Source organism: Bradyrhizobium sp. DN3 (genome assembly GCF_041357655.1).
Lineage (GTDB): Bacteria > Pseudomonadota > Alphaproteobacteria > Rhizobiales > Xanthobacteraceae > Bradyrhizobium.
In genome coordinates, this window is record NZ_JAULLN010000020.1 from 75081 (window position 1) to 97726 (window position 22646).

The following is a 22646-nucleotide window of genomic DNA, read 5'->3' on the forward strand; positions in this document are numbered from 1 at the left end:
TAGCGCTCGTCAAGATGCAATTTAACCAGCAGCGTTCGAGAGTGCCGATCAGTCTGCGGACTGCGCAGGAGCTGGATTCATCGCGGCTAACCTACTCTGTTGCGGCTGAAGCCGAACCTGCTTGGATAAGCTCGTGTTGCCCGGTGGTGGAACCAGGTCCAAGGTGATTGGTTCTACTGTGAGGGTGGTGGCCTATGTGGGACTTCGATCTTTTCTCCAAACGAGAATGGTTGCTGATGGGCGTCGCCATTCTGTTGATGCTTGTCGCGAGTCTCTACGGGACATTTTGGCTTCTCGACTACTACCTCGGCAGCGCTGCTCTGGGGTAAGGAACGTCCCGGTTCTGCGAGCCGTGTTCGCGATCAGGACTTGCCATTTACCAACCAAACCCATTTTTAACAAACAACTGTCATTCTGTTCGAAAGCAACGCAATTACTGCGCAGCAGCGAACCGACGCGATGGGCCAGACGCAGAAGTGCCTAGTTGGTTTCTTGACCTAGTTGCCTAGACGCCAAACGCGCATGCTCAATGAACACCTGAACCACCGAGCTCAGAGTACGGTGTTTGAGTGTAACGGTTGAGACGTTTCGTCCTTTGATCCCAAGATCAATCGGGAGTGCCTTTAGCCCCCATCGCTTGGCATTAAACTGAAACATTGAATTGGGCATGATCGTGATAAAGCCGGCATTGGCAACCAACTGTGTTCGTAAGTGCATCGACAATGACGCTACTCTTTCCTGCGGGACCGGAACGCCTTGCTTCGCAAAAGCGGCAGAGATCAAATCGCTAATGATGTTGTTCGGCGGCATGTGAATCCACTGTTCATTCGCCAAATCTCCCAAAGAGACTTTACGGGCGCGCGCCCAGGGGTTCTGAGCACCCACAACGACATAATACCGCTCTTCGTAGAGAGGCTCTGTACTAAGATCATCGTGAGGGATCGGCTCGGAAACCCGTCCGATGATTAGGTCAACATTGCGTTCTCGAAGCTCTCTGAATTCAGCCGTTGCGTGCTGCGCGTAGTCCGCATGAACCGTGATCTTCGGATACCGCTGCGCCAGTTTTTCGATAATTGCCGGCAATAACCCAGCCATGAACGATTCCGCGCATCCAACCCTGACATTGCCGCTAGTTGGGTCAGCCAAAAATTCGATGTCGCGGACGCCCTGCTTGAGTTCGTCAAATACGGTGGATGCGCGCTTGAGCAGCGCGTCAGCGTAATGCGTCGGCTCGATTCCGCGCGGGCTACGGTCTAACAGCCGGACACGCAATAAGAGTTCGAGATTGGCAATGGCATCCGAGACTGCTGGCTGGGTCAATGCGAGCTCACGAGCAGCCTTTGCCATGCCGCCGCATTTCACCACGGTCGAAAGGATGTAGAGGTCCCGCACCCGCAGGCGGCGCCCGAGACGGCTTTCCCATTCCATCGTCACGCCAGCCACAGCTGCCACCTATAAGGCTAGAGGCAGAAACCGGGTTCTCCTTATAGCCCACCGACGTACGATCGCAATGACGAATTCACTGGCGCAGTACACCGAGGCCAATCGAACACGGGGTACCACAATGATTGCGCGTCGAGCGTTTCTCAGCCTATCCGCGGCCGCTTTTATTGAGACTGTGTCCGGTCCGGGATGGTCGCAATCTTATCCAGCTCGCCCGGTTCGTATCATTGTGCCGTACGCGCCAGGAGGTCCGAACGACGCTGTCGCCCGCATCATCGCCGCAAAGCTATCCGAACGTTGGGCGCAAGCGTTCTATGTCGAAAACATTCCTGCTGGTGCAGGCAATGTCGGCACTGCCGTGGCGGCACGCGCGCCAGCCGACGGTTACTCGGTCGTCATCGTAACGTCGAGCTTCTGGCTCAACCCGAGCTTCTACGCCAAGCTTCGGTACGATCCAGTGAAGGATTTCGCGCCTGTCACCGTCATTGCGGCGGCGCCACATGTCTTGATCGTGCATCCGTCCTTTCCAGCGAACAATCTCAAGGAATTCGTCGCCCTCGTGCGGGCGAATCCGGGCAAATACAGCTATGCCTCGGCAGGTACCGGCCAGTCGTCACACCTCGCTGGCGAACTATTCAAACTTGCTGCCGGTCTTGACCTTGTGCACGTCCCTTTCAATGGCGCATCACCTGCCATGATGTCGGTGGTAGGCGGCCACGTTCCGATTGCCTTCATCTCTTTGCCGGCCGCGGTCACTTTTATCAAAGAAGGCAAGCTGCGCGGACTGGCAATCACCAGCAATGCGAGGTCGAAACTGCTTCCCGAGGTTCCGACGATGGCGGAGGCCGGATATGAGGAGCAAGAGTCGATCTTCATGCAAGGCGTCCTGTTCCCCGCGGGCACATCACAGGACATCGTCGCTCGCTGGTATCGCGAAATAGCAGATATCGTCGCATTGACCGAAGTCCGGGACCGGCTGACTTCATTGGGCCTCGAACCGGTCGTTAATACGCCGGCAAGCTTCGCCGCACAGATCCAATCGGAGGTAGCACGCTGGTCAAAAGTCATTCGCGACGCGCGCATCAAGCCGGTGGACTAATCCAGTTCAACAACCCTGTCGATGGGCAATGAGCCTGCAAGGGAGACGCTGACATGCAGCAAGCGGTGAGAGATACCAGCCGAATCTACGAAGTCGAACGCCGATCCTATTACGCGGCGAGACCCGGATTCCGGATCGCCGAAATGCAGATCAGCCCAACACAATGCGTGCCTTGGCACCATCACAACGAAGTACAAGACACCTTCTATGTAATTAGTGGAAAAATCCGCGTCACGACACGCGATCCGGACGAGGAGGTATGTCTTAGCGTTGGCCAAACTTACGCTGTACGCCCTGGTCGACCGCACCGAGTCACGAATGCTGGCGACAGCTCCGCTGTGTTTCTAGTTCTGCAGGGGCTCGGCGACTATGACTTTGTCGGACTTTCCTGATCAGCAGGACATAGCAGACCGCGGTACCGAGGTCCGAATCGGGTCATTTTCGACCAGATTCAGCGGGTCTTACCTGCGAGACGCCAACCTAGTTGAAAGCGACCGTCGCGGTAGTTGCCATGTGGCTGGCGTTAGCGCTGGCGTCAGTGATCTTTCGATGACGGACCGGCGGCTCCTAAGCTTTCAAAGGTACTTTGGGCCTGCCCTCGCCACGCGGGTACGCGGGACCGCCCGCTTTGCGGATATTTCGCGGCGGCGTTTTGGGCCTTTGGTTTCTCGCAAAAACGGGCTTTCCCGGGCGATAAACCGCCCTTCAGGCAGCAAATAATGGATGCACTGGCGAGCAAGCCGGCCGTGGAAACATGGCCGATTGAGCGGCTACGGCCCTATGAGCGCAATTCGCGCCGGCATTCGGCCGAGCAGATCGCGCAAATCGCCGCGTCAATCCGGCAATGGGGCTGGACCATGCCGATCCTCGCGGCCGATGACGGCATGGTTCTCGCCGGTCATGGGCGCCTCGCCGCCGGCAAGCTGCTGGGATTTACCGAGGTCCCGTCATCGTGGCGCGCGGATGGACCGATCAGCAAAAGCGCGCTTATGTCATCGCCGATAATCGGCTGACCGATGCGAGCGATTGGGATGACGAGATGCTGCGGCTCGAATTGGCCGATCTCGTGGAGGGCGGTTTCGAGATCGCGCTGACCGGCATAACCGAGGACGAACTATCGCGGCTGTCCGTAGGGGTCGGCGAGTTAGAGCAGACGCCGGAATTGCCGGACGGCGATCGGTCGCCATTCCGCGACATGACGTTCATTCTGTACGGGGAGCAATTCGGGATCGTCGAGCGCGCTATAGCCAGGGCGACCAAGCCACGCGAGGCGAGCAATCCCAATCGATCGCCACAGGGCAACGCGCTGGTGGCGATCTGCGCCGACTATCTAGCGCGCATCAATTGACATGGTGCGGCTTACTCGATCTCCGCTATGCCCCGTACCGACCAGCTATCGCGGCCATCCGTTATGTCATGCTGCCGGGCATGAAGCAGCGGATGTCGATCAAACTGGAGCACCCATCGGGCTCACGTAGACCGGCCACACCATCGTACGGCCAACTCGGTTCGGTTCTTTGATCACGGCGTCGTCCGGAACGTCCCACCATTGGCCTTCGATGCGGACGCGATAATGCCTGCCTTTTGTTTCCCAATCGACGTCTGCCAACGCGGTCCCGTCAGCGTCGGAACAACAGGGGCCTTTGCCTGAGCGGAGGCTGTCGAACCAGGGTTTGAGGGGAGAGTTTGCATATCGGCCCTCGAGATCCCGGGCGGCCGCTTTGTGAAGTGTTAGAGTGGGGCTGGCGAGAACGAGTGGCAAGATAGAGGCGACAAAAATCATCCAGTCTCGTATTCCTGATTCTTCAGGCGCGATCATCGCATTAATGCCTCTCGAAAATGCCGAAGAGGATGACGGCAGCACCAACGAGCCGCCATCAAGTTCGACGTTTGTCCTTTGCAAATTCCCTTTGCAAAACTGATGCCAAAGCAAGGATGAAGCCTGGCGTTGAGTAAAACGAGCGACTTATGGGCGCCACTGCCGCAAGCAATGGTGACGACTGAGAAAAACCTAAGAGCCGCCCCGGAGGGAGCGGCTCTCTTTCTAAGATTGGCTGGAATATTGCTGGCCTCACGGCTTCATAGAGCCCTGCACACTGGTGTAGACGGCATAGAGCGACGTCGAGCCGCAGATGTACAGCCGGTTTCGTTGCTGACCGCCGAAGCAAAGATTGGCAACAGTTTCGGGTATATGGATCTTGCCGAGCAGTTCGCCGGCGGGAGTATAGCAACGCACGCCGTCCTCGTTCGGATCGCCCCAGCCCACCGAGCACCAGACGCGTCCGTCAGTATCCGTGCGCAGCCCGTCTGTGATGCTGGGCTTCGGCATGTCCGCAAAGACCTTGCTATTCGACGCCTTTCCGGCCGCGACATCGAGATCGAACACCCGGATATGCGAGGGATTATTCGGCCCGTCGGTGAAGCCGGTGTCGATGACATACAGCTTCTTCTCGTCAGGCGAGAGGGCAATGCCGTTGGGCTCAACGAAGTCATCGACGACGACCTTGATGTCTCCGGATTTCGGATCCATCCGGTAGACGTTATGCTTTTCCTGCTCGGGCTCGGCCTTGACGCCCTCGTAATAACCGCCGATGCCGTAGATTGGATCGGTGAACCAGATCGAACCGTCGGACGTGACAACCGCGTCGTTCGGCGAGTTCAATCTCTTGCCGTTATACTTATCGGCGATGATCGTGATCGATCCATCGAGTTCGGTCCGGGTGACCCGCCGTCCGTTATGTTCGCAAGTGATCAGCCGTCCTTCCCGATCGATGGTGTTGCCGTTCGAATTCATCGAAGGCTGACGATAGACGCTAACGTGACCGTCGTCCTCGGAAAACCGCATGATGCGGTTGTTGGGAATGTCGCTGAAGAGCACGTAACGCCCGGCCGCGAAGTAGACCGGGCCCTCGGCCCAGCGGAACCCGGTTGCGACGCGCTCAACCGCCATAGTGCCGGCGAAGGCCGGGAAATCGGGGGGCCCGAACGATGGTGGCCCTTTCTTGGCAGATTCCAGATGGGAGTCCGGATAGCGGCCGCCGGGCAGCGGCCCCAAGGGCAACGGCTCGCTCGCCGGTGTTGGAGCGCCCGTTTGGCCCAACGGCGTCACGGTCGCCGCAGAGGCCGCTTTGAGGCTCGACGCCGTCGCGGCCAACGCCGCAGCACCTTTGATGATGTTGCGGCGGTTGAGTTGCTTGTAGGGAAAGGTCATTGCACTTGCCATGGTTTTCTCCCATTTTTGTTGGGAGGAAACTATACCGCAATCCGGCATAAGGCGGGCGGTTCGGCAACAGAATCATCGGGCCGGGCGACGTCGCCAATGCGTTGATCTTTAGCGCATGCACCACGGCCTCGCTGTCACCGGCTCTGCGTGGAGCTATCGACGATGGGACATGCCAAAGAAATCCGCGTTGCGCCGATTGCGAAGAAAGACGCGGACGCGCTGATCATTCGGCTTCACTACAGCCACAAGACCGTCAACAATGCCTTCCTCGCGCTCGGCGTCTTTTTGAATGGCCGGCTCGAAGGCGCGATGACGTTCGGCCCCTCGATGGACAAGAGCAATATTCTCGGACTCGTGCGCGATACCGCATGGAATGGCTTTCTCGAATTGAACCGCTTGGCGTTCTCCGAGGCATTGCCGAGGAATTCCGAAAGCCGCGCGCTCTCGATCGCGCTGCGGATGATCCGGAAGCATTATCGGCAGATCGAATGGGTGATCTCGTTCGCCGATGGATGTCAGTGTGGCGACGGGACGATCTATCGCGCGGCCGGCTTCGTGCTGACCGGGATCAAGCTGAACAAGAGCTTGCTGCGACTGCCCGACGGCTCGGTCACGCACAAGATGACGCAAGTGACCGGAAAGAACCGCGCGGAGCATTTCGCGAAGACCGGCGGTTCATGGTCGGGCCAGGGCGTGCCGCTCGACGGCTACCAGATGCGATATATCTATTTTCTCAATCCGTCCGCGCGTGCGCGGCTCGCCTGCAAAGAAATCCCATATGCGGAGATCGAGCGCCGCGGCGCCGGCATGTATCGCGGTATTGCGCGTGGTAAGCAGGCGATGGCCGATTACCAATCGGAACAGCGGCGCGGCAGCGGCGACCAACAACGCTCCACTTTGAGCCGACACGTTGCGTATCGGAGGCGCGCGCTTGCTGTTTGTTCCGGGTTTAGGAACCTCGCTGCGAGACTTCGCATTATCCTCAAGTGGGATCAGCATCCTCAAGTAGGAGGATCAGCAATGGCGAAAAAGGCGAAAAAGCAGACCGCCCGAGGCCCGCGTCGTTCGGCCGGCGCTGTAAAGCATGCAGCTAGGTACTCGGCTGGCGCTTCAAAGCGTGCGGCCAAATACTCGGCCGGAGCTGCAACTGGAGCTGTAAAGCGTGCGGCCAAGAAAGCGGCTGGCGCCGTAAAGCGTGCGGCCAGCTACTCGGCTGAAGCTTCAAAACGTGCAGCCAAGAAAGCGGCCGGCGCCGTAAAGCGTACCGCCAGGAAAGTAGAGACAAGCCTAGAAAGTTGAACCAGGGCTTTGACTCATCAACCAAGCTTGTGATTTGCCGATGCCAACGCCCAAAGCTGGGCGACATTGGCACGTAAGCTATGTCAGCTTGTGGTCCGAAGCCGAACAGCGCTTAAGTCGCTATCACGTCAGCTGCCAGCAATAGTCCGGACATCCTTACGATTTGAGGGAAGCAGTCTTGAGATTAGCCCGGCGGTCAACAGAGTCGCCGGACCGTTTGGCGCTATGGCGTAAACGAGCGCGCGGCGGGTATGCGCCGCCGGGTCTTGCTCGATCTCGCGGGCGGCTTGCACGGCCGCGAGAACGGTGGGTCGCTTTTCGATCCGATATTGGCCGCGCCCGAGAAACAGCGAGGCGGTGAAGTGATCCGCTTTCCGGATCGCTTCCACCGCGAGCATATCGATGTCCGAAAATTGCGTCATGCGTTGATCCCCTGCGAGAGCGCGGCGAGCGCCTCGGCCTTTTCCCAGCCGGCTCATCATCAGTGCTCGCTCGGCAGCAGGATGACATCGTCCTCGACCCAAATGGTGATTTGATCGAGCGGGAAATCGGTGAAATCGATGTCCTCGGAATAGAGGACCGCGCCGTTATCGTTGCCGTCATCGCAAACGGGGCGCGCGCTCCTGTCATCCATGACGTTGAGCCGCCAAACCTGAAATTCCTCGGCCCGAATTTTCGGTTCGAGTTGAAGGCAGGCGATCTTGTCGAGCAGCCAATAGGCGCTGGCCTTTTCGGCGAGATACTGCACGCCGTCGGTGTAGAGCATGCGCCGGTTGAGCCCGTGGCGATACCATTCGCCGGCACCGGTGAAGTGAGCCAAATCGGCCGGGGTTAGCTTCGTCATTTTCCCAAACACCTTTCCTTGTTTGCCCCCGGCGGCACCGGCCCGGAATCGGGCCAAAGCCCCCGGGGGAATGGCCCAGAACTAGGCCACTGGTCGGTGGTTGGAAGATCTTTCACTGGCCCGGATTGAGGGAAATAATGGCGTAATATCAATGTGTTGCGGATGGCCCGGCAAAGCCCGTAGGGCCGCCACTGATGCGCGAGAATTCCGCCGAGGGATCGGGCCGGGCGAGCGGCCAAAACGCGCCCCCGGGGGCCGGATACGGGCGCCGGCGGGCGCGGCCAACTGATCACGTCGGCCCTTGCCGCGCGGCTCCTCATGGTGAGCCCGGAGCGCGTCCGGCAACTGTCAAAGGAAGGATGGATAGAGAAGCAAGGCCGCGACCAGTTTCTTCTTCTGGTCGATGTCGTGCAAGGCTATATCCGCTTTCGCAATGATAGCGACCGGCGCGCGCAAAAGAGCGCGGCCGATAGCCGGGTGCGCGATGCACGAGCGCGCGAGATCGAATTGCGCAACGCGGTCCGCGAAGATCGCCTGATCGAGATCGACGAGGCAATGGCGATCGTCGAGGAGATGATCGGGTTGTTTCGCGCGGAGACCGCCGGCCTGCCGGCGCGCGTCACGCGCGATTTGCAATTCCGGAAAACAATCGAGACCGCTGTAAATGACATCCTCGAAAGGGTGGCAGATATTGCCGCCGAAAGGGAACGCGCTGTGGCAGAAGCTCGCGCTGCTAGCGAGGCCGTCGCGTCCAGCATCGCCCGATCTATGGGCGGCGGAGAACCGGATATATCCGCAGACGGCGGCGGTCCCCGGGCCGCGTGATCCGACGCTTACGCCTTACGTTGTCGAGCCCGAGCGGATGATCGCCAGCGGCAAGTATCGCCGCGCGGTGCTCGTTTTCGGCGCGCAGACCGGCAAGTCGGAATTGATGCTCGATTGCGCCGGCCAGCGGCTCGACCAGCGGCCGGGCCCGATCCTGTACGTCGGACCGAACAAGCAATTCCTGACCGAGCAGTTCGAGCCGCGCGTCCTGGCGCTGCTCGATCAATCGCCGACGTTGACCGCGAAGCTGGCGCGCGGCAAGCGGATGACGAAAACGCGCAAGATGGTCGGCGGCGTGCCGTTCCGCCTCGCGCATTCGGGATCATCGACCGCCCTCAAGTCCGATCCGGCCGTACTCGCGCTGATCGACGAATACGATGAAATGGTCACGAACGTGAACCAGCAAGGTGGCCCGCTCGGCCTGGTCGAGCGGCGCGGCGATACCTATGCCGACCTTGTTTGCGTGGTCACGTCAACGCCGAAAAGAGGACAGGTCGCAGCGGTCGAGGACCAAAAAAGCAAGCTGGTCTTTTGGGACGTTGCCATGTCGGAAGATATCGAAAGCCCGATTTGGCAACTCTGGCAGCAACGCACCGGCACCACTGGTGCTGGCCGTGTCCTCATTGCGAGGAATATTTCGTCCCGCGCTTCAATCTGATGCGCTGGCCGCCGAACAGCACGCCGATGGCGGCGGCGCGCGCGGTCTATCTCGAATGCCCGCATTGAGCTCGCTGCTGATCGGCGGTGCATTCATCGCCGCCGGCATCCTGACGTGGCTGCTTTGGTATCAAAACCGCAATCCGACTTGAGGCACGGCCATGATCGCGACACCGAGGATTTCCGGCTCCGGATCGGTGGCGTCCGCGAGGAACTGTACAAGCTCGGCGCGGGCGATGTCGTCGAGGCTTCTCGGGCATGACGATCTTGTCGGCCGCGATGGCACGGATTTGTCGCCGCTGCCGATCTTCAAGGATCATCCGGATTGGCTGCTCTATTGGCTGATCGTCAATGGCTTCATCTCGGAATTCATTCGACGGGCGCGGCACCGAAGTGGTCCAGACGCAAGCCTATGTCCCCGATGTCGGGCACGTTGACGTGGTGAAGCTCGTGGATACGAGCGTCCCGCCGCCGAAAGGCTGATCAATGCTGACCGCGATCTTCTCGCAATTCGGAATGCCGATCATCAACGGCATGCTCGACAGGTTTCTCGATGCTTTCAAGGCATACGAGAACAAGCAATCTCGATCGAGAAATTGAGGACCCGTCTTTACGAGGCGATGCTCGGCGTGGTCAAGGAGATCGAAGTCGCGCACGCCGACGCGCTTGCGAAAATCTATCAGGCGTTCATGGGCGCGCTGGCGCAATCGCCGCTGATGCAGCGCGTGTGGGCGACCGCCGTGCTCTCGCAGCTATTCGTGCTGGTCTATCACCAGTTCGGAATTCCGCTGATCGTTCTGATCATCCGGGCGGCCTATGAGCCGCGCTGGCAATATCCGTCGAGCGGGACGACGGTCGAGTGGGCCTATTTGCTGCTCGGCGCGTTGATGGGTATGGGGCCGATGGTGCTGCGCGCGGGCCCCGGCGTCGGATCGCTCGCCGATCGGCTTAAGGCGATGGTTGGGGCGGACCCAGCATAGAGGTGCCGACGTTCAAGAGTTGCGAAATGGCGGTGACAAGCTGCGCGGGCGCGAACGGCTTTTGCAGCAGGATGCTATTGGGCACGCCTTGCACGGGCCATTCGCCAGCATGACCACCGCTCATGTAGACGATGGGGAAGGCCGGATCGATCAGTCTGGCCTGTCGCGCGACCTCCCACCCATCGATTCGGCCGTCGAGTTTAATATCGGTCACCAGTGCTCTGTAGTGGACCACGCCACTTTTCAGCAAGGTTACTGCCTGCTCACCGGAAGCAGCCGAAGTGAAGTCAAAGCCTGCATCTCTCAAGGCTTCTTGAAGGATATGCTGCAACTCCTCTTCGTCCTCGGCTAGGAGGACTACCGGCAACTCGTTCATTCCATTCCCGCGGCCTACCTGGGCAATCCGGAATTACGCGCTCCGGAAGGTTCCGGTTCCCAAGAATTGAATTGTACTTTTGGCTAACGACCGCTGTTGCTGATTGTCGCTGAGTTGCTTGAAGCAAATTCCTAACCCGTTCTCTGGCGCTGGTTGGCTTCTGCCGTAGCTGTGGCCCCGCCTGCGGTATCAGCCGTAAACCGTGCAACCCGCCGAGGGCCGCTCCAGACCTCTATCACGGGGTGCGCTTCGAGGAATTTCACAGCTCGACGCTTAGCATCATCGTCGCAGTCGCACTCCAGCTCATAGGTCGCATGGGTGACGCCCCACAGATCGACTGCATATGCCACGTAACGCATGGGTCCTGCACACTAAGAGGACGTCGGCTGACCGATTAACGATTCGTGCGCGCCCTGTTTGTTCCTCCTGTATCGAGTTTTCCGCCACCAGCAGGACAGCGCGTCAAAGCTCCCGCTCCATCGCGGGGTGGCTGCGGTTCTTGACCTTGATCCAGAACTTTTGCCGGCCACCGCGATAAGGCCGATCTCGATGTTTGGAGACTAGCCCCTCAAGTCCCATCCGGCAGGCTGCCCGGAAGAGGTCCGGCCCGATTTCGCCGCGCTCGAAGGGCGCCACAGTAATCCCATCGGGCCGGCGTGCCAGTAGCTTCTCCAGGTTGGCCTTGCGCATGTGGAGGGGCAGCGACCGCAGATCGTCGCTCCCCATTGCGAGGATGTCGAAGGCGTAGAGCTGCACCTCGGGGTCGTGCTTGCGCGAGTGCAGCGCGTTAAAATCTGAGATGCCATCGACGCCCAGGATCACGGCCTCGCCGTCGATCACGAAATGCTTCTACCGGTTTTTCAGCGCGGCATCTGCGATCCAGGGATACCGTTTTGTCCAGTCGCTGCCGTTACGGGATAGGAGGCGCACACGCTTATCCTCCCGGATGACCAGCATCCGGTAGATCCTATGCAGGCGCAGCGGGCGGAAAGGTGTACCAGCTAGCTCTCCGTCCATCAGTGCACATAGGAGATAACCGATGGAAGCCCGCACAGTGAACAACCTGCTGCCCGCCGCACCTCATCATGACGCCGTAGGGTGTCTTGTTGCAATTGAATTAAGCAAGAAAAGTTGGATTGTTGCCGTCAACACGCCCTTGGCGGACAAAATCAGTCGCCACACATTGAAGCCCGGCGATGGGAAGGAGCTTTTGGACCTGTGCGAGCGGATCCGAACGCGAGTTGCCAGAGAAACGAAGCGGCGTGTGGAGATCGTTTCTTGCTACGAAGCGGGCTATGACGGCTTCTGGCTTCATCGCCTGCTCGAAGCACACGGCATCCGCAACTACGTGATCGACCCGGCAAGCCTGCAAGTCGATCGTCGGGCGCGTCGCGCCAAGACGGACCACGTCGATGCCGAGCGATTGCTGCGATCCCTGATGGCGTATCTGCGGGGTGAGCCGAAAGTGTGGAGCGTTGTGTGCGTGCCAAGTGTCGCCGAAGAGGACGACCGCCGGCTCAATCGTGAGCGTGGTCGGTTGATCAACGAACGTATCCAACACGTCAACCGGATCAAGGGACTGCTCGCGATCCATGGCATCTATGACTACCAGCCTCTGCGCCGCGATCGGATGCTACGGCTGGAACGGTTGCGCACCGCCGCTGATGGTCAGACGTTGCCGCCACGGCTCAAGGCGGAAATTCTGCGCGAACTGCAGCGATTGGAGCTTATTTTGGGAATGATCAAGAAGATCGAGGCGGAGCGCGACGCCATTGCATCGCCCAAGACTGAGACGGAGCATACGAACGCAAAGAAGATCCAGGATCTGGCCAAAATCAAGAGTATCGGGCCCGAATTTGCGACCACACTTATCGGCGAGGTGTTGTACCGCTCCTTTGACAATCGTAAACAACTGGCGAGCTATGTCGGTCTGACGCCGGCGCATTTCCAGAGCGGCGCGATGTGCCGTGATCAGGGGATCAGCAAGGCTGGCAATGGCAAGGCTCGCACGGTCATGATCGAGCTCGCCTGGCTGTGGTTGCGGCATCAGCCTGACAGCCCCCTGAGTGTCTGGTTTCGCGAACGTGTCGGCAAACTCAAGGGCCGCATCCGGCGGATTACAATCGTCGCCATCGCACGCAAGCTGCTGATTGCGCTCTGGCGCTATCTCGAGACAGGTTTGGTGCCTAAGGGCGCCATTCTGAAGGCGTGATTAGAACCGCCAAAAGGAGACGACCGAAACAACCTTACTGATTCCAAGGTGGGATGTGTGACCGGCACGACGGCTGGCTGCAACATGCCGCTCGGTAGAAGGGTCCCATCCCCCTTGGAGCCCTGTGCCCTCGCACTGTTGCAAGAGGGATCTTGGTACGGGCTCGTCCCGACCGGATATAAGTTTGAAGGCGGCGAGTGCCGCATAGCCAAAGGGCTCCGCCTTGGATTGTTGTCAATTGAACAAACGTCGTCGTCGGAACGTCAACGAACGAACGAGGAAAACAAAAAGAGGATCAGCAGAAAACGTACATTTGCAACGTCGTAATGGCCGGGACGGATCGTAGCTCGGCGCGCGCTTCCGCCGTCAACCCCTCGCGCCTTCCGGCGCGACCCTCCGGGCTCCGGGGGTTGACCGCTCAGCGCGGCCAAGCAAAAGAGCCTGCCGTGGGCCATCAATGCAGAACGGCGCTCACGCGACGCGAAGCCTAAACGCAGGAAAAGAAAAAATGTTGATCTCGAAAAACTTCTTGACCCGCGAAGCCTCATATAAGCCGTCGTGCTTCACCTCGTGAATCCAGTCCGGTCCGGATGGGACCTGCTTCTCGGCGGTCGCCAGGCACAGCTTGTATGCCTTAAACATACGGAGCAGATAAATAGTTCGGCGCGAAATTGCGATCCCTGCCTCAGCGCCTCGCCGCTCTCTCCACGAACTTCAGGACGCATGCCGGCACTTCGTGCTCGACAAGGCGGCGGCGCAGCTCATCGGCGATCTCTACGGTTACATCGCGCGACCATCCCTCTGTCGTGTTGAAGGCCACGATGCGAGTGGGATGCTCATACAAGCCGTCCATCAGGTCCCGCATCAGCGTCGCGCGACCGGTGTCCTCTTCGGCTGTTTCGCACCAGGCTCGCCGGCCGGCAAATTCCTCGACCACAAGGTAGACATCTTGTTCTGCTGCCACAGGAGGCACAATCGACGGGGAGCGGCTCATACCCCAGGAAACTCCAACAAAATTGCAAGTTCCATCATCGATATTGCGCTATTAAATCGAGAAATAAAATAACATATAATGCCAATTAAACAATTTAAATCGTGCAAATTATTTAAATTTGGATTAGGCTAGGAATGGTTCGGGGAAATTGCGAGGCGAACCATGCACTTCCTATCGGCGGGGGATCTATTTCTCATATCCGCGATGACAGGGACGGTCTTGCTGGTTGAGATCGGACTTTTCATCATTTTGGGCATGATCTAACGGACGCCAGGAAGCGGGGCTTTACAGCATCACCGTTGCTTCTTGCGCTGCTTGCCTGCTCAATCGATCCTCGGCTGGAAGATGGGAGCGGAAGCCGTGGGGCTCAGCATCACCGCGCAGGAGTTCGCCTTCGACAACATGGCGCGCTTCATCGGCAACACGCTGACGGCATTGGGACGGCCGGTCACCAGGTTGCGCTTCCCGAGCAAAGACGTGCCGGCGGACACGATGAAGATCCTGGCGCTCGACGACGCGCGCCCCGAGGCCATCCGCCGCCTGATCCAGCAGGCAAGCAACGACGCCGATCTCGCCAAGAGCGCCTGCGACGATCCCAACAATCCCGAAGGACGGATGGTGAAGGCCCTGATGATGGGCCTGCCCGCGATGCCGAAGACCGGCGTATAGATGGAGGTGGCGAAATGAAGGACTGCAGCGAACAGGTGTCCGGCTTCGAGCGCGCCGCTGTGCGCATGTCGAAGGACGACCGCGCCGATATCTTCGGTAAGGCCAAGATCAACCGGGCTCAAGTCTGGCCTCGAGCGCAACGGCAGCCCCAAGGCGATCGGGTCGCGCACGCAGGGCTCCTACGCCATGAAGACCATGATCCTGCACGACCGCGGCGACTATGACGTCGATGACGGGGTCTACTTCAAACGCGACAGCCTGAAGAACGACCAGGGCGAGGACCAGTCCCCCGAAGACGCCAGAAAGATGGTCAGCGACGCGCTGCAGGACAAGCGTTTCGCCGACCAGTCCGAACCCCGTAACAACTGTGTGCGGGTCTACTACAAGCAGGAAGGCTACCACGTCGACGTGCCGGTCTACCGCGAGAACCGCACCACGGATCCCATCACGAACGCGGAGAAGAAGTGGTTCGAAATCGCAGCCGGCGACAAGCGGAGGACATCCGATCCGCTCGCCAACACGAAATGGTTCAAGGACGCGAACGCCACGAAGTCGCCGGATGCCAGCGCCGCCGGTGCCGGGCGATCGCGTCCGGACCGTACAGGCGGCGCTCGCCGAAGCGTTCAAGCTCCTCACCGAGAACGAGACTCGGCAGCACGACGACGACTTCCGCGAGGATTTCGGTCTCTACTGGCTGAACTGGGCCAACAGATCCGATCTTCGCGTCAAAGTCATGCCGGGCACGGAGGGTGCCAACGAGTCGATGCTCGGCCGCGCGGCTCTGATGGAAGGGCGGGTCTTCGTATTCCCGGACAAGGGCTACGCTGGCAGGTTCTGCACGAACTTGACCGGAGTCGCGTCGAAGTGCCTCAAGGAAACGCCGGTCATCTCTATCGATCCTCTGCCAGCTCCCGATCGCTATCCTGAAACCGCCGACGAACTGTGGGCTCTCGTCGAGGCGCGATCGCAGGGCGGCACCGACCTGCTGGCGCGCCTGATGGCCAACGCTCCCAAGGAGGCGTTCGTCGTCCTCGCCGGCAAGGCTCCCTTGGGCCGCGAACATTACGCCGCCGTGTACCTTCGCCGGCCGTTGGATCGCGAAGGTCGACCGCTCAAACCGGCGGGCCTTGCGGACCTCGGGGGCAGCGCGGTCGGTCACGGAACGGCCAAGGCCTTAGCGCATTCGATCCGTGCGGACTTGCCGATGATCGGCTTCGTGGAGGGCTACGTAACCACGTTCGCTACCTTCGCGCGGGCTTTCGACGAAGGCGGCAGGACGGCCTGTTCAAGTGCTTGTGCTAGGAACTATGGAGCGGGAGTGTTCAGATATCATCGCTAGATTCAAGAAGCCATCAAATCGTTAGCCGAGGTCGTCAACGGATTCGATATCACGGGAGATGCGGATTTCGTTCTATACGTTACCGACGGCGCGGTCGTGATGTTTATGATGCCTTTTGTACGAAACGCACCGCCGAGGTGACGGACTCAGGCGAGAAACGAAATTGTTCGTTCGTTACGTACTGTATCTGTCGTAGCACGGTCCGCGGGACTAAGGTATTTGTCGCTGGAGTCCGACCCTAGCGTCGTATGGTGAAGTCATCCCTTGCTGTTCGGAAGGTGACGCTGGTCCGATGGTCCTAACATGAAAGACAGCAATAGCAGCCACCCTGGAATATCGGAGATGACAGATGACCAGCGCGAATTGAGGCGCTGCAAGCAAGAGATTGCGCGTCTCAAACAGCTGGTTGTGGAGCTTTCCGAAATTGTCTTGCGCAACGTCGTAAAGAGCGACGAGGGGCGACAATCGGAACGCCCGCTGAGTCTCTGAGCGACGTCGAATTGGTGCGCTGTTTCCCAGCAGCGTGGCTTCCCGCCTTGAGGAGCACGGGGAGCGGCCCTGCCCTTATGCTCCATGAGGCAGGGCTCTTAATTTTTAGTTGGAAGCGTAGGATAGGCCAGGAGACACATTGATGACGGGATGAACTGATCAAGCGCGCGTCTTGTTGTAGCTGATGGCAGCGATTGCTTCTGATCTGGCGCGGCGCGCTCATTTCAACCGTTTTTTTGATGGATCACACGCGGCCTAGGCGAATGAGTGGTGGGAGCGGTCAAACGCCAATGTCACCATTCGACAAAATCGCGCTCTTTATCGACGCCGCCAACCTTCACGCAACCTGCAAGGCGCTTGGCTTCGACATTGACCTACAGGCGCTTGCTCGGGGAGCTTCAGAGCCGCGGCACGGTGCTGCGAGGAACAGGAATGTTCGCCAATCAGGCCGCTCATCGATTGGCTCAGGTATAACGGCTATACGGTTGTCACCAAGTTGACCAAGGAATTCATCGACGCCAGCGGCCGCCGCAAGGTCAAGGGCAACATGGATATCGAGCTGGCGGTCGACGCCATGGAGCTTGCCGAGCATATCGACCAGATGGTCCTGTTCAGGGGCTTTATGGCGATCCATTCATGGTCGGCGAGTTCGTAGCGCATGATTCGAGCCCCCAGTGCGCGGCGAGTTTGAATCACAGGGCGCCGGCCAAACGCAACGTCCTGGCCTGGCCGCGGTCATCGCTCACGGTGGAAACGCCCATGAATCCGCCCGATTCCATCGATGCGCGATGTCCGCTGCTACGCAGGCTCCAGGGATTTCCAAACAGCCTAAATCCTAGCCCGACTTGCGCAAAAGATGTGCAATCAATGATTGCTGTAACAAAAATTTCAACTAAATCTTGGTAAAAATTTACTGGATGGCCTGCAGCATGACGACGTTTAGGAAACATCGTCTTCCAATATTTTCCATTTGTGCTGTCGCTCATTTCGCAGGAGTCCCTTGCCATGCTTTCGCGCTATTCGATCAGGAGCAAACTCGTCGTCGTTATTTCTTTGCTCCTTCTCGTGTTCGGCGGCACTGGCCTGCTCGCCATCAGCAACATGCGGCTCATCCAGGGGGGCGTCGCTGAGTTCCAATCCCGTTGGCTGCCCGCGGTCCGCCTGCTCGGTAACCTCAGAGCCTACACCATCCGATATGGCAGCGTCGTGCGGGATCACATTCTGGAATCCGACTCCGCGAAGAAAGCCTCAGCCGAGAAGCTTCTTGCCGACCTGACGCGCGACATCGAAAAGGAGGGCGCCGCCTACGAGCTGCTGCTCTCCTCTCCGGAAGAGCGCAAGCTTTACACGGACTTCCAACAACTCTGGAGCGCGTATGTCGCGCAAGTTCCAGACGTGCTCTCTGCGTCCCGCAGGAATGATATTGCCACTGCCAGCGATCTGATCGTTCATCAAATGCAGCCGCTGCGTCAAGACAGTGGACAGGCCCTGCTGAAGGCAATGGACATCAACAACAAGCGTGCAGCGGCCGCCGGTCAAAGTGCTGAGCAGACCTATGCCTTCGCGTTTGCTCTCATTGTTGGGACTCTTGTCCTCACCTTGGTACTCAGTTCTATCGTCGGCCTATTGCTGTTGCGCGACATCTCAATGGGGATTAGATCCATCATTGCGCCGATGCGGGCATTGGCCAACGGCGATGTTACCGTGGCGGTCCATAGCCGGGCCAAGCATACCGAGATCGGCCAAATGGCCGCTGCCCTGCAGGTCTTCAAAGAGTCCCTCATCGCAAAGCAAGCCGCGGACAAGCTTGCCGCAGCAGAGGCCGAGGCTAAGATCTTACGCGGTCAGCGGATTGACCAGATTACTGGCGGCTTCCGATCAATGATCGGCGAACTCGTCGCCGCGCTATCCACCTCCTCCGGCGAACTGGAAGCGGCCGCAGAGACTCTATCTAAGACTGCTGATACAGCCCTGCATATTTCGGCAACAGTGGCCGCGGCCTCCGAAGAAGCATCTCTCAACGTTCAGACTGTTGCGTCCGCTACTGAGGAGATGACATCGTCCGTTAGCGAGATCGGCCGACAGGTTGAGGCATCGACCAAAATCGCGAGCGAAGCGGTTCGTCAGGCTGCAGAAACCAATCATCGGATCAACAAATTGTCCACGGCAGCAACGCGCATAGGCGATGTTGTCAGCCTTATCACGACCATCGCAGGGCAAACCAACCTGTTGGCTCTGAACGCGACGATAGAAGCGGCGCGGGCTGGAGAATCCGGCAGGGGCTTTGCGGTCGTTGCTTCCGAAGTTAAAGCCCTCGCCGGCCAGACCGCGCGGGCGACCAGCGAGATAAGCGAGCAGATCAGCGAGATACAAATCGCAACGCAGGAATCCGCCGACGCGATCAAACATATCAGCACAACAATAGATCGCATCTCGGCGATTACGGCCGCAATTGCCGCTGCCGTGGAAGAGCAGGCCAATACGACCGGAGAAATTTCGCGCAGCTTGCAGCATGCCGCCCGGGGAACGGTACAAGTCGCTTCGAACATAACTGAAGTAAAACAGGGCGCAGTCGAGGCAGGATCAGCATCCTCGCAGGTGCTATCGTCCGCGCAGTCTCTCACGAGAGAACGCAGTCGCTTGGAACACGAAGTCCAGAGATTTCTCTCTGCCATCCAGGCCGCTTAAGCGCGCATTTCGAGCCATTTCCAGTGCCGCATATTCAACAATCACGCCAGCAATCCAAAAATAGATCTGGAGATAGCCATGGGGACGGTCGTTCATTTCAAGAAAGCTGGTCGGCCGCTATTACCGTTCGAGGTCCAAGAAGGTGAGCGCGTTCTTGCGGAGGCACTGGACAGACTCACGAAAGCGAGGCTGTGGACCGCCGTGGGCCATCTCCAGACAGCCCTGATAGGCGCCGACAAAATTCGCGACCGACTGCCGGCCGGACCGATCAAGGATGATTTCGAGCAGAAGCTGGCGGCGCTTATACGGCACCTCTCCTATTTGCGCGAACAGGTCGAGCAATTGTAGCCTCATGATGGAGACACAGTTCGGAAGCCAGTGAGGTCACCAAGTGGCTCATCGCGTCATTTGCTGCGGTTGCATAAAGGCGGCGGGGTACCAGAGCGAAGCCGGCATCGACGAAGATTTATGATGGGGTGGACGCCCCGCCCGACGGCATCGATGTGCCAAAGTGGAGGTGTTGAGCACCACTTAAGGGAGGCGTCCGTGTCACAAGTTATCACAATCGGTCTGGATATCGCCAAGCACGTTTTTCACGTTCACGGAGCGGATGGGCGGGGTCGAGCGATGTTCAGCAAGCGGATCAGCCGAGGAAAGCTGCTGGATTTCTTCGCGGCGCAACGGAGTTGCACGGTAGCGCTGGAAGCATCTGGTGGAGCACATCACTGGGCTCGTCAGCTGACCCAGCTTGGCCATGAAGTTCGGCTGATCCCGCCCGCCTATGTAAAACCATTCGTGAAGCGGCAAAAGAACGATGCGATCGACGCCGAAGCGATATGCGAAGCGGCGCAGCGGCCGAGCATGCGGTTCGTGGCCATGAAGAGCGAACAGCAACAGGCGGCGGGCCTGGTGTTTCGGACCCCTGATCTGTTAGTGCGGCAGCGAACCCAGCTCATCAACGCGATGCGGGGGCACCTCACTGAATATGGTTGGATTGCACCCAAGGGGCCGTCGCACGTGGCGACGCTTGCTGATCTGATCGAGGTAGAAGCGATGACCAGCTCGCTTCCCGAAGCGGCCCACACCATGTTCCGATTGATGTTAGACCTGTTCGCCGGCCTCAACGGCAAGATCGCAGATCTCGACAAGGAGATCGCGCGACGCGCTCGCGAGGACGAAGTATCGCGCAGGCTGATGACCGTTCCTGGCATCGGCCCGATCTCCGCCACCGCGATCGCCGCTCTAGCACCGCCGGCCGAGACTTTTGCCAAAGGTCGCGACTTAGCGGCCTGGCTCGGTCTCACGCCCCTTCAAAGATCTACGGGCGGCAAGCAGAAGCTCGGCGCGACATCCAAAATGGGCGAACGCACGCTCAGGCGCCTCCTCATCATCGGCAGCAGCGCCGTAGTGCAGCAGGCAAGCAAACGGGGCGCGCCAAAGGGGTCGTGGCTCGAACAGATGCTGGCTCGCAAACCGCGCATGCTGGTAACGGTGGCGCTCGCCAACAAGGGCGCGGATCGTCTGGGCGCTACTTGTAAAGCAGGAAAACTACAGAGCTCCGGTCGCCGCCAAGGCGTGAGCCTGGCGGGCCTGAGGTCGTCACAGGTGCAGTCGGTCGAAGGAGAGTATGGCGCAACAGTCGGCGAGACGGGGCTGGAAGAACCAGATGTACTCATCGTGCCTGGAGCACGCATTTATGATTTGGTTCCGGTCCGCGAACTCCCATACAGGCCTGCAGCTCCATCGCTGCATCAGAAGCCGGACAGATGGCAGCATCCGACTACGTGCCAATCTTCCTCTAAAATACCGCTTGCATCCGGCGGGGCGTCCACAGATGAGTACGCGCCCTAACAAGCCGGGCGTTGCATAGTAGCGCGCGGTTCGCGGCAGCGTGGCTCCCCGCCCTTGTGGGGCAGGCGGAGCGGCCCCGCCCTTGGCTCCATGGAGCCTCCATGGGGCGGGGTATTTGTTGGACGGTCAGCCAAAGTGGAGGCCCTTGCACAATGAGCGAATACAGTCCCCCCCAATCCGATTGGTCCGCCGCGTGAAGAAAAGAGCCGAGAGCCGGACGAGCGATACGGAGTAATCTCACCCGGGTGAGAGTGATAATGAGCAATTTTATCCTGTGCTGTTGGCTGTCATGGCGTCATGGGCTTCTTGCTGGCCGGACGAGTGGCGCTTGCTTTAGCCGTCTTCGTTTCCGCTACATCGGTATCTTTTTTGGATGGATCGCACGCGGCCTCGCGAATGAGTGTAGCGAGCGCGGATTGCGGCCCGCCGTTGACTTTATAAGCTCATTGCGACGACAACTCCCACGCCGAGGACATATATCCATCCCTCGTGAAAATCGAAGAAATTCGAATTGAAGAGGGGAGCTGGTGATACTTCTGGATCACTACAAGGAGCCCGCCCAGCTCGCCAATCCGTCTTCGTATCGACGTCGTTAAGCCGTTTATGCCGTGTCATTCGGCCTGCAATTTTGGGACGCCGATTGATACTCCAATAGAAGTGGTGCTCCGGGCGCACCGCACAGTGCAGATTTGAGCTTGACCCGCGGCCGGTACTCAGCAACCATACGTAGATTGATTGAGGAATCACCGCCTAGTGGCGTCGAGGTGGTGCTGAAAGATAAGCTCGGCGTCATCATGACAATGCAAAGCATATTGTGACGTTTCATAGACTCGCGTCGTGGACGACGCGAACAGACATATAGGATAATAGCATGCGGCTTCTTATTGTCGGCACCTTGAAGGGCCAGCTCACGACAGCCACCAAGATCGCCATCGACAATGGCAAGACCGTTACCCAGACCGAGGATTATGAACTGGCGATGCGGGTTTTGCGCGGCGGCGAGGGTGCCGACCTGCTCTTGGTCGACGTCGGGCTCGACATCCGCGACCTCGTAATGCGGCTGGAAGCCGAGCACATTTACGTGCCGATCGTCGCCTGCGGCATCACCAACGACGCCCGCGCCGCGGCCGCGGCGATCCGTGCCGGCGCCAAGGAATATATCCCGCTGCCGCCGGAACCGGAACTGATCGCAGCGATTTTCGTAACGGTGGCCGACGAGGCCCGCGACTTTGTCTACCGGGACGACGAGATGGCGCGGGGTATCATGCTCGCCCAGCAGATCGCCGCCTCCAGTGATACGAGTGAAACTATTCTATCCTAATGCTTCGGGGCCTTCATGCGATGGAAGGCACCGGTGACGCCATGACCATGGTCGGTTTACCGCACCGTTGGTACCGGGGGGATAGCGCCGGTCGCAATGTGTTTCACATCGTGCTGTCCGCGGGCGGAGCTTGACCGGATGCGTACGTCCAAATAGCGACGATGCCTGTGGACACGGCTTTCTCCGTCGCAAGCGGCTATGGCTCGCTCGATATCGTCGGCAATAAGGGAATCCCGGAACCGAGCCAATCGCCAATTGGCGAAGAGCGTCCTGGTCAGCGCTGAACTACGCCAACCTCGTCGTTGGTCGGTGGCGGCTACGCCCTCATCTGATCGCG

General features: G+C 59.0%; 24 protein-coding genes and 5 pseudogenes. 20 read left to right on the forward strand and 9 right to left on the reverse strand.

Annotation, left to right across the window (positions count from 1 at the left end):
• Positions 1–480: 480 nt before the first annotated feature.
• On the reverse strand, positions 481–1443 hold the full coding sequence (locus tag AAE027_RS27010; RefSeq protein ID WP_370986964.1) for a LysR family transcriptional regulator: 963 nt from the start codon (positions 1441–1443) through the stop codon (positions 481–483).
• Positions 1444–1510: 67 nt separating this feature from the next.
• Between AAE027_RS27010 and AAE027_RS27015 the strand changes: the two genes are divergently transcribed.
• From AAE027_RS27015 to AAE027_RS27035, 5 genes are all read left to right on the forward strand, one after another.
• Positions 1511–2542, forward strand: a complete 1032-nt coding sequence (locus AAE027_RS27015; RefSeq protein WP_370986965.1) for a Bug family tripartite tricarboxylate transporter substrate binding protein — start codon at positions 1511–1513, stop codon at positions 2540–2542.
• A 53-nt stretch (positions 2543–2595) separates the two neighbouring features.
• A complete protein-coding gene (locus AAE027_RS27020; protein ID WP_130212569.1) occupies positions 2596–2934 on the forward strand; it encodes a cupin domain-containing protein in 339 nt (112 codons plus the stop codon).
• A gap of 327 nt (positions 2935–3261) precedes the next feature.
• Complete coding sequence (locus AAE027_RS27025) at positions 3262–3555, forward strand: ParB/Srx family N-terminal domain-containing protein (protein ID WP_165405239.1); 294 nt, start codon at positions 3262–3264, stop codon at positions 3553–3555.
• Between the two features lie 26 nt (positions 3556–3581).
• Positions 3582–3890 (forward strand): hypothetical protein, encoded by a 309-nt coding sequence (locus tag AAE027_RS27030; RefSeq protein ID WP_370986966.1) that lies wholly within the window; start codon positions 3582–3584, stop codon positions 3888–3890.
• A 388-nt stretch (positions 3891–4278) separates the two neighbouring features.
• Complete coding sequence (locus AAE027_RS27035; RefSeq protein ID WP_479714250.1) at positions 4279–4464, forward strand: hypothetical protein; 186 nt, start codon at positions 4279–4281, stop codon at positions 4462–4464.
• A 149-nt stretch (positions 4465–4613) separates the two neighbouring features.
• Here the strand turns inward: AAE027_RS27035 and AAE027_RS27040 are convergent, their stop codons facing one another.
• Positions 4614–5753: an SMP-30/gluconolactonase/LRE family protein gene (locus AAE027_RS27040; protein ID WP_370986967.1), complete on the reverse strand. Its 1140-nt coding sequence runs from the start codon at positions 5751–5753 to the stop codon at positions 4614–4616.
• Between the two features lie 174 nt (positions 5754–5927).
• Here AAE027_RS27040 and AAE027_RS27045 point away from each other — a divergent pair, with 174 nt between their 5' ends.
• On the forward strand, positions 5928–7064 hold the full coding sequence (locus AAE027_RS27045; protein WP_370986968.1) for a Mom family adenine methylcarbamoylation protein: 1137 nt from the start codon (positions 5928–5930) through the stop codon (positions 7062–7064).
• Positions 7065–7192: 128 nt separating this feature from the next.
• Here the strand turns inward: AAE027_RS27045 and AAE027_RS27050 are convergent, their stop codons facing one another.
• Positions 7193–7486 (reverse strand): hypothetical protein, encoded by a 294-nt coding sequence (locus tag AAE027_RS27050; protein ID WP_370986969.1) that lies wholly within the window; start codon positions 7484–7486, stop codon positions 7193–7195.
• Between the two features lie 59 nt (positions 7487–7545).
• The gene (locus AAE027_RS27055) at positions 7546–7908 is read right to left on the reverse strand and encodes a DUF6876 family protein (RefSeq protein WP_370986970.1); all 363 of its coding nucleotides are present in this window, start codon (positions 7906–7908) and stop codon (positions 7546–7548) included.
• 318 nt (positions 7909–8226) lie between these two features.
• Here AAE027_RS27055 and AAE027_RS27060 point away from each other — a divergent pair, with 318 nt between their 5' ends.
• From AAE027_RS27060 to AAE027_RS27070, 3 genes and pseudogenes are all read left to right on the forward strand, one after another.
• Entirely contained in the window at positions 8227–8733 is a 507-nt protein-coding gene (locus AAE027_RS27060; protein ID WP_370986971.1) for a hypothetical protein, read from the forward strand.
• Between the two features lie 37 nt (positions 8734–8770).
• A pseudogene (locus tag AAE027_RS27065) lies at positions 8771–9187 on the forward strand (phage terminase large subunit family protein); the annotation flags it as partial.
• A 116-nt stretch (positions 9188–9303) separates the two neighbouring features.
• Positions 9304–9459, forward strand: coding sequence for a phage terminase large subunit family protein (locus AAE027_RS27070; RefSeq protein WP_283806555.1), 156 nt, complete (start codon positions 9304–9306; stop codon positions 9457–9459).
• 61 nt (positions 9460–9520) lie between these two features.
• On the opposite strand, the gene AAE027_RS27075 is transcribed toward AAE027_RS27070, so the two are convergent.
• A complete protein-coding gene (locus tag AAE027_RS27075) occupies positions 9521–9703 on the reverse strand; it encodes a hypothetical protein (protein ID WP_370986972.1) in 183 nt (60 codons plus the stop codon).
• 283 nt (positions 9704–9986) lie between these two features.
• Between AAE027_RS27075 and AAE027_RS27080 the strand changes: the two genes are divergently transcribed.
• Entirely contained in the window at positions 9987–10370 is a 384-nt protein-coding gene (locus tag AAE027_RS27080; protein ID WP_370986973.1) for a hypothetical protein, read from the forward strand.
• Here the strand turns inward: AAE027_RS27080 and AAE027_RS27085 are convergent.
• Both AAE027_RS27085 and AAE027_RS27090 read right to left on the reverse strand, forming a co-directional pair.
• Complete coding sequence (locus tag AAE027_RS27085; protein WP_370986974.1) at positions 10339–10746, reverse strand: response regulator; 408 nt, start codon at positions 10744–10746, stop codon at positions 10339–10341. The genes AAE027_RS27080 and AAE027_RS27085 overlap by 32 nt on opposite strands.
• Positions 10747–11208: 462 nt before the next feature.
• Positions 11209–11586 (reverse strand): ATP-dependent DNA ligase, encoded by a 378-nt coding sequence (locus tag AAE027_RS27090; protein WP_370986975.1) that lies wholly within the window; start codon positions 11584–11586, stop codon positions 11209–11211.
• A 199-nt stretch (positions 11587–11785) separates the two neighbouring features.
• On the opposite strand from AAE027_RS27090, the gene AAE027_RS27095 reads away from it, so the two are divergent.
• The gene (locus AAE027_RS27095; protein ID WP_370986976.1) at positions 11786–12958 is read left to right on the forward strand and encodes an IS110 family RNA-guided transposase; all 1173 of its coding nucleotides are present in this window, start codon (positions 11786–11788) and stop codon (positions 12956–12958) included.
• A 685-nt stretch (positions 12959–13643) separates the two neighbouring features.
• On the opposite strand, the gene AAE027_RS27100 is transcribed toward AAE027_RS27095, so the two are convergent.
• Positions 13644–13952 carry an alpha-amylase family protein gene (locus AAE027_RS27100; RefSeq protein ID WP_370986977.1) on the reverse strand — a complete coding sequence of 103 codons (309 nt, stop codon included), beginning with the start codon at positions 13950–13952 and terminating at the stop codon, positions 13644–13646.
• Between the two features lie 360 nt (positions 13953–14312).
• Between AAE027_RS27100 and AAE027_RS27105 the strand changes: the two genes are divergently transcribed.
• The 5 genes and pseudogenes from AAE027_RS27105 to AAE027_RS27125 form a co-directional block, all read left to right on the forward strand.
• Positions 14313–14621, forward strand: coding sequence for a hypothetical protein (locus AAE027_RS27105; protein WP_130212558.1), 309 nt, complete (start codon positions 14313–14315; stop codon positions 14619–14621).
• 156 nt (positions 14622–14777) lie between these two features.
• Positions 14778–15029: pseudogene (locus AAE027_RS27110) on the forward strand (cyclic GMP-AMP synthase DncV-like nucleotidyltransferase); the annotation flags it as partial.
• A gap of 151 nt (positions 15030–15180) precedes the next feature.
• Entirely contained in the window at positions 15181–15960 is a 780-nt protein-coding gene (locus tag AAE027_RS27115) for a hypothetical protein (RefSeq protein WP_370986978.1), read from the forward strand.
• Between the two features lie 342 nt (positions 15961–16302).
• Positions 16303–16449, forward strand: a complete 147-nt coding sequence (locus AAE027_RS27120) for a hypothetical protein (protein WP_370986979.1) — start codon at positions 16303–16305, stop codon at positions 16447–16449.
• Between the two features lie 290 nt (positions 16450–16739).
• A pseudogene (locus AAE027_RS27125) lies at positions 16740–17068 on the forward strand (NYN domain-containing protein); the annotation flags it as partial.
• A 73-nt stretch (positions 17069–17141) separates the two neighbouring features.
• Here AAE027_RS27125 and AAE027_RS27130 read toward each other — a convergent pair.
• On the reverse strand, positions 17142–17435 hold the full coding sequence (locus AAE027_RS27130) for a hypothetical protein (RefSeq protein ID WP_370986980.1): 294 nt from the start codon (positions 17433–17435) through the stop codon (positions 17142–17144).
• Between the two features lie 19 nt (positions 17436–17454).
• On the opposite strand from AAE027_RS27130, the gene AAE027_RS27135 reads away from it, so the two are divergent.
• The 4 genes and pseudogenes from AAE027_RS27135 to AAE027_RS27150 form a co-directional block, all read left to right on the forward strand.
• A complete protein-coding gene (locus AAE027_RS27135) occupies positions 17455–19137 on the forward strand; it encodes a methyl-accepting chemotaxis protein (protein ID WP_370986981.1) in 1683 nt (560 codons plus the stop codon).
• Positions 19138–19215: 78 nt separating this feature from the next.
• A complete protein-coding gene (locus tag AAE027_RS27140; RefSeq protein ID WP_370986982.1) occupies positions 19216–19485 on the forward strand; it encodes a hypothetical protein in 270 nt (89 codons plus the stop codon).
• A 198-nt stretch (positions 19486–19683) separates the two neighbouring features.
• Positions 19684–20716, forward strand: a pseudogene (locus AAE027_RS27145) (IS110 family RNA-guided transposase).
• A gap of 1143 nt (positions 20717–21859) precedes the next feature.
• Positions 21860–22279 (forward strand): annotated as a pseudogene (locus AAE027_RS27150) (sigma-54-dependent Fis family transcriptional regulator); the annotation flags it as partial.
• Positions 22280–22646 lie beyond the last annotated feature (367 nt).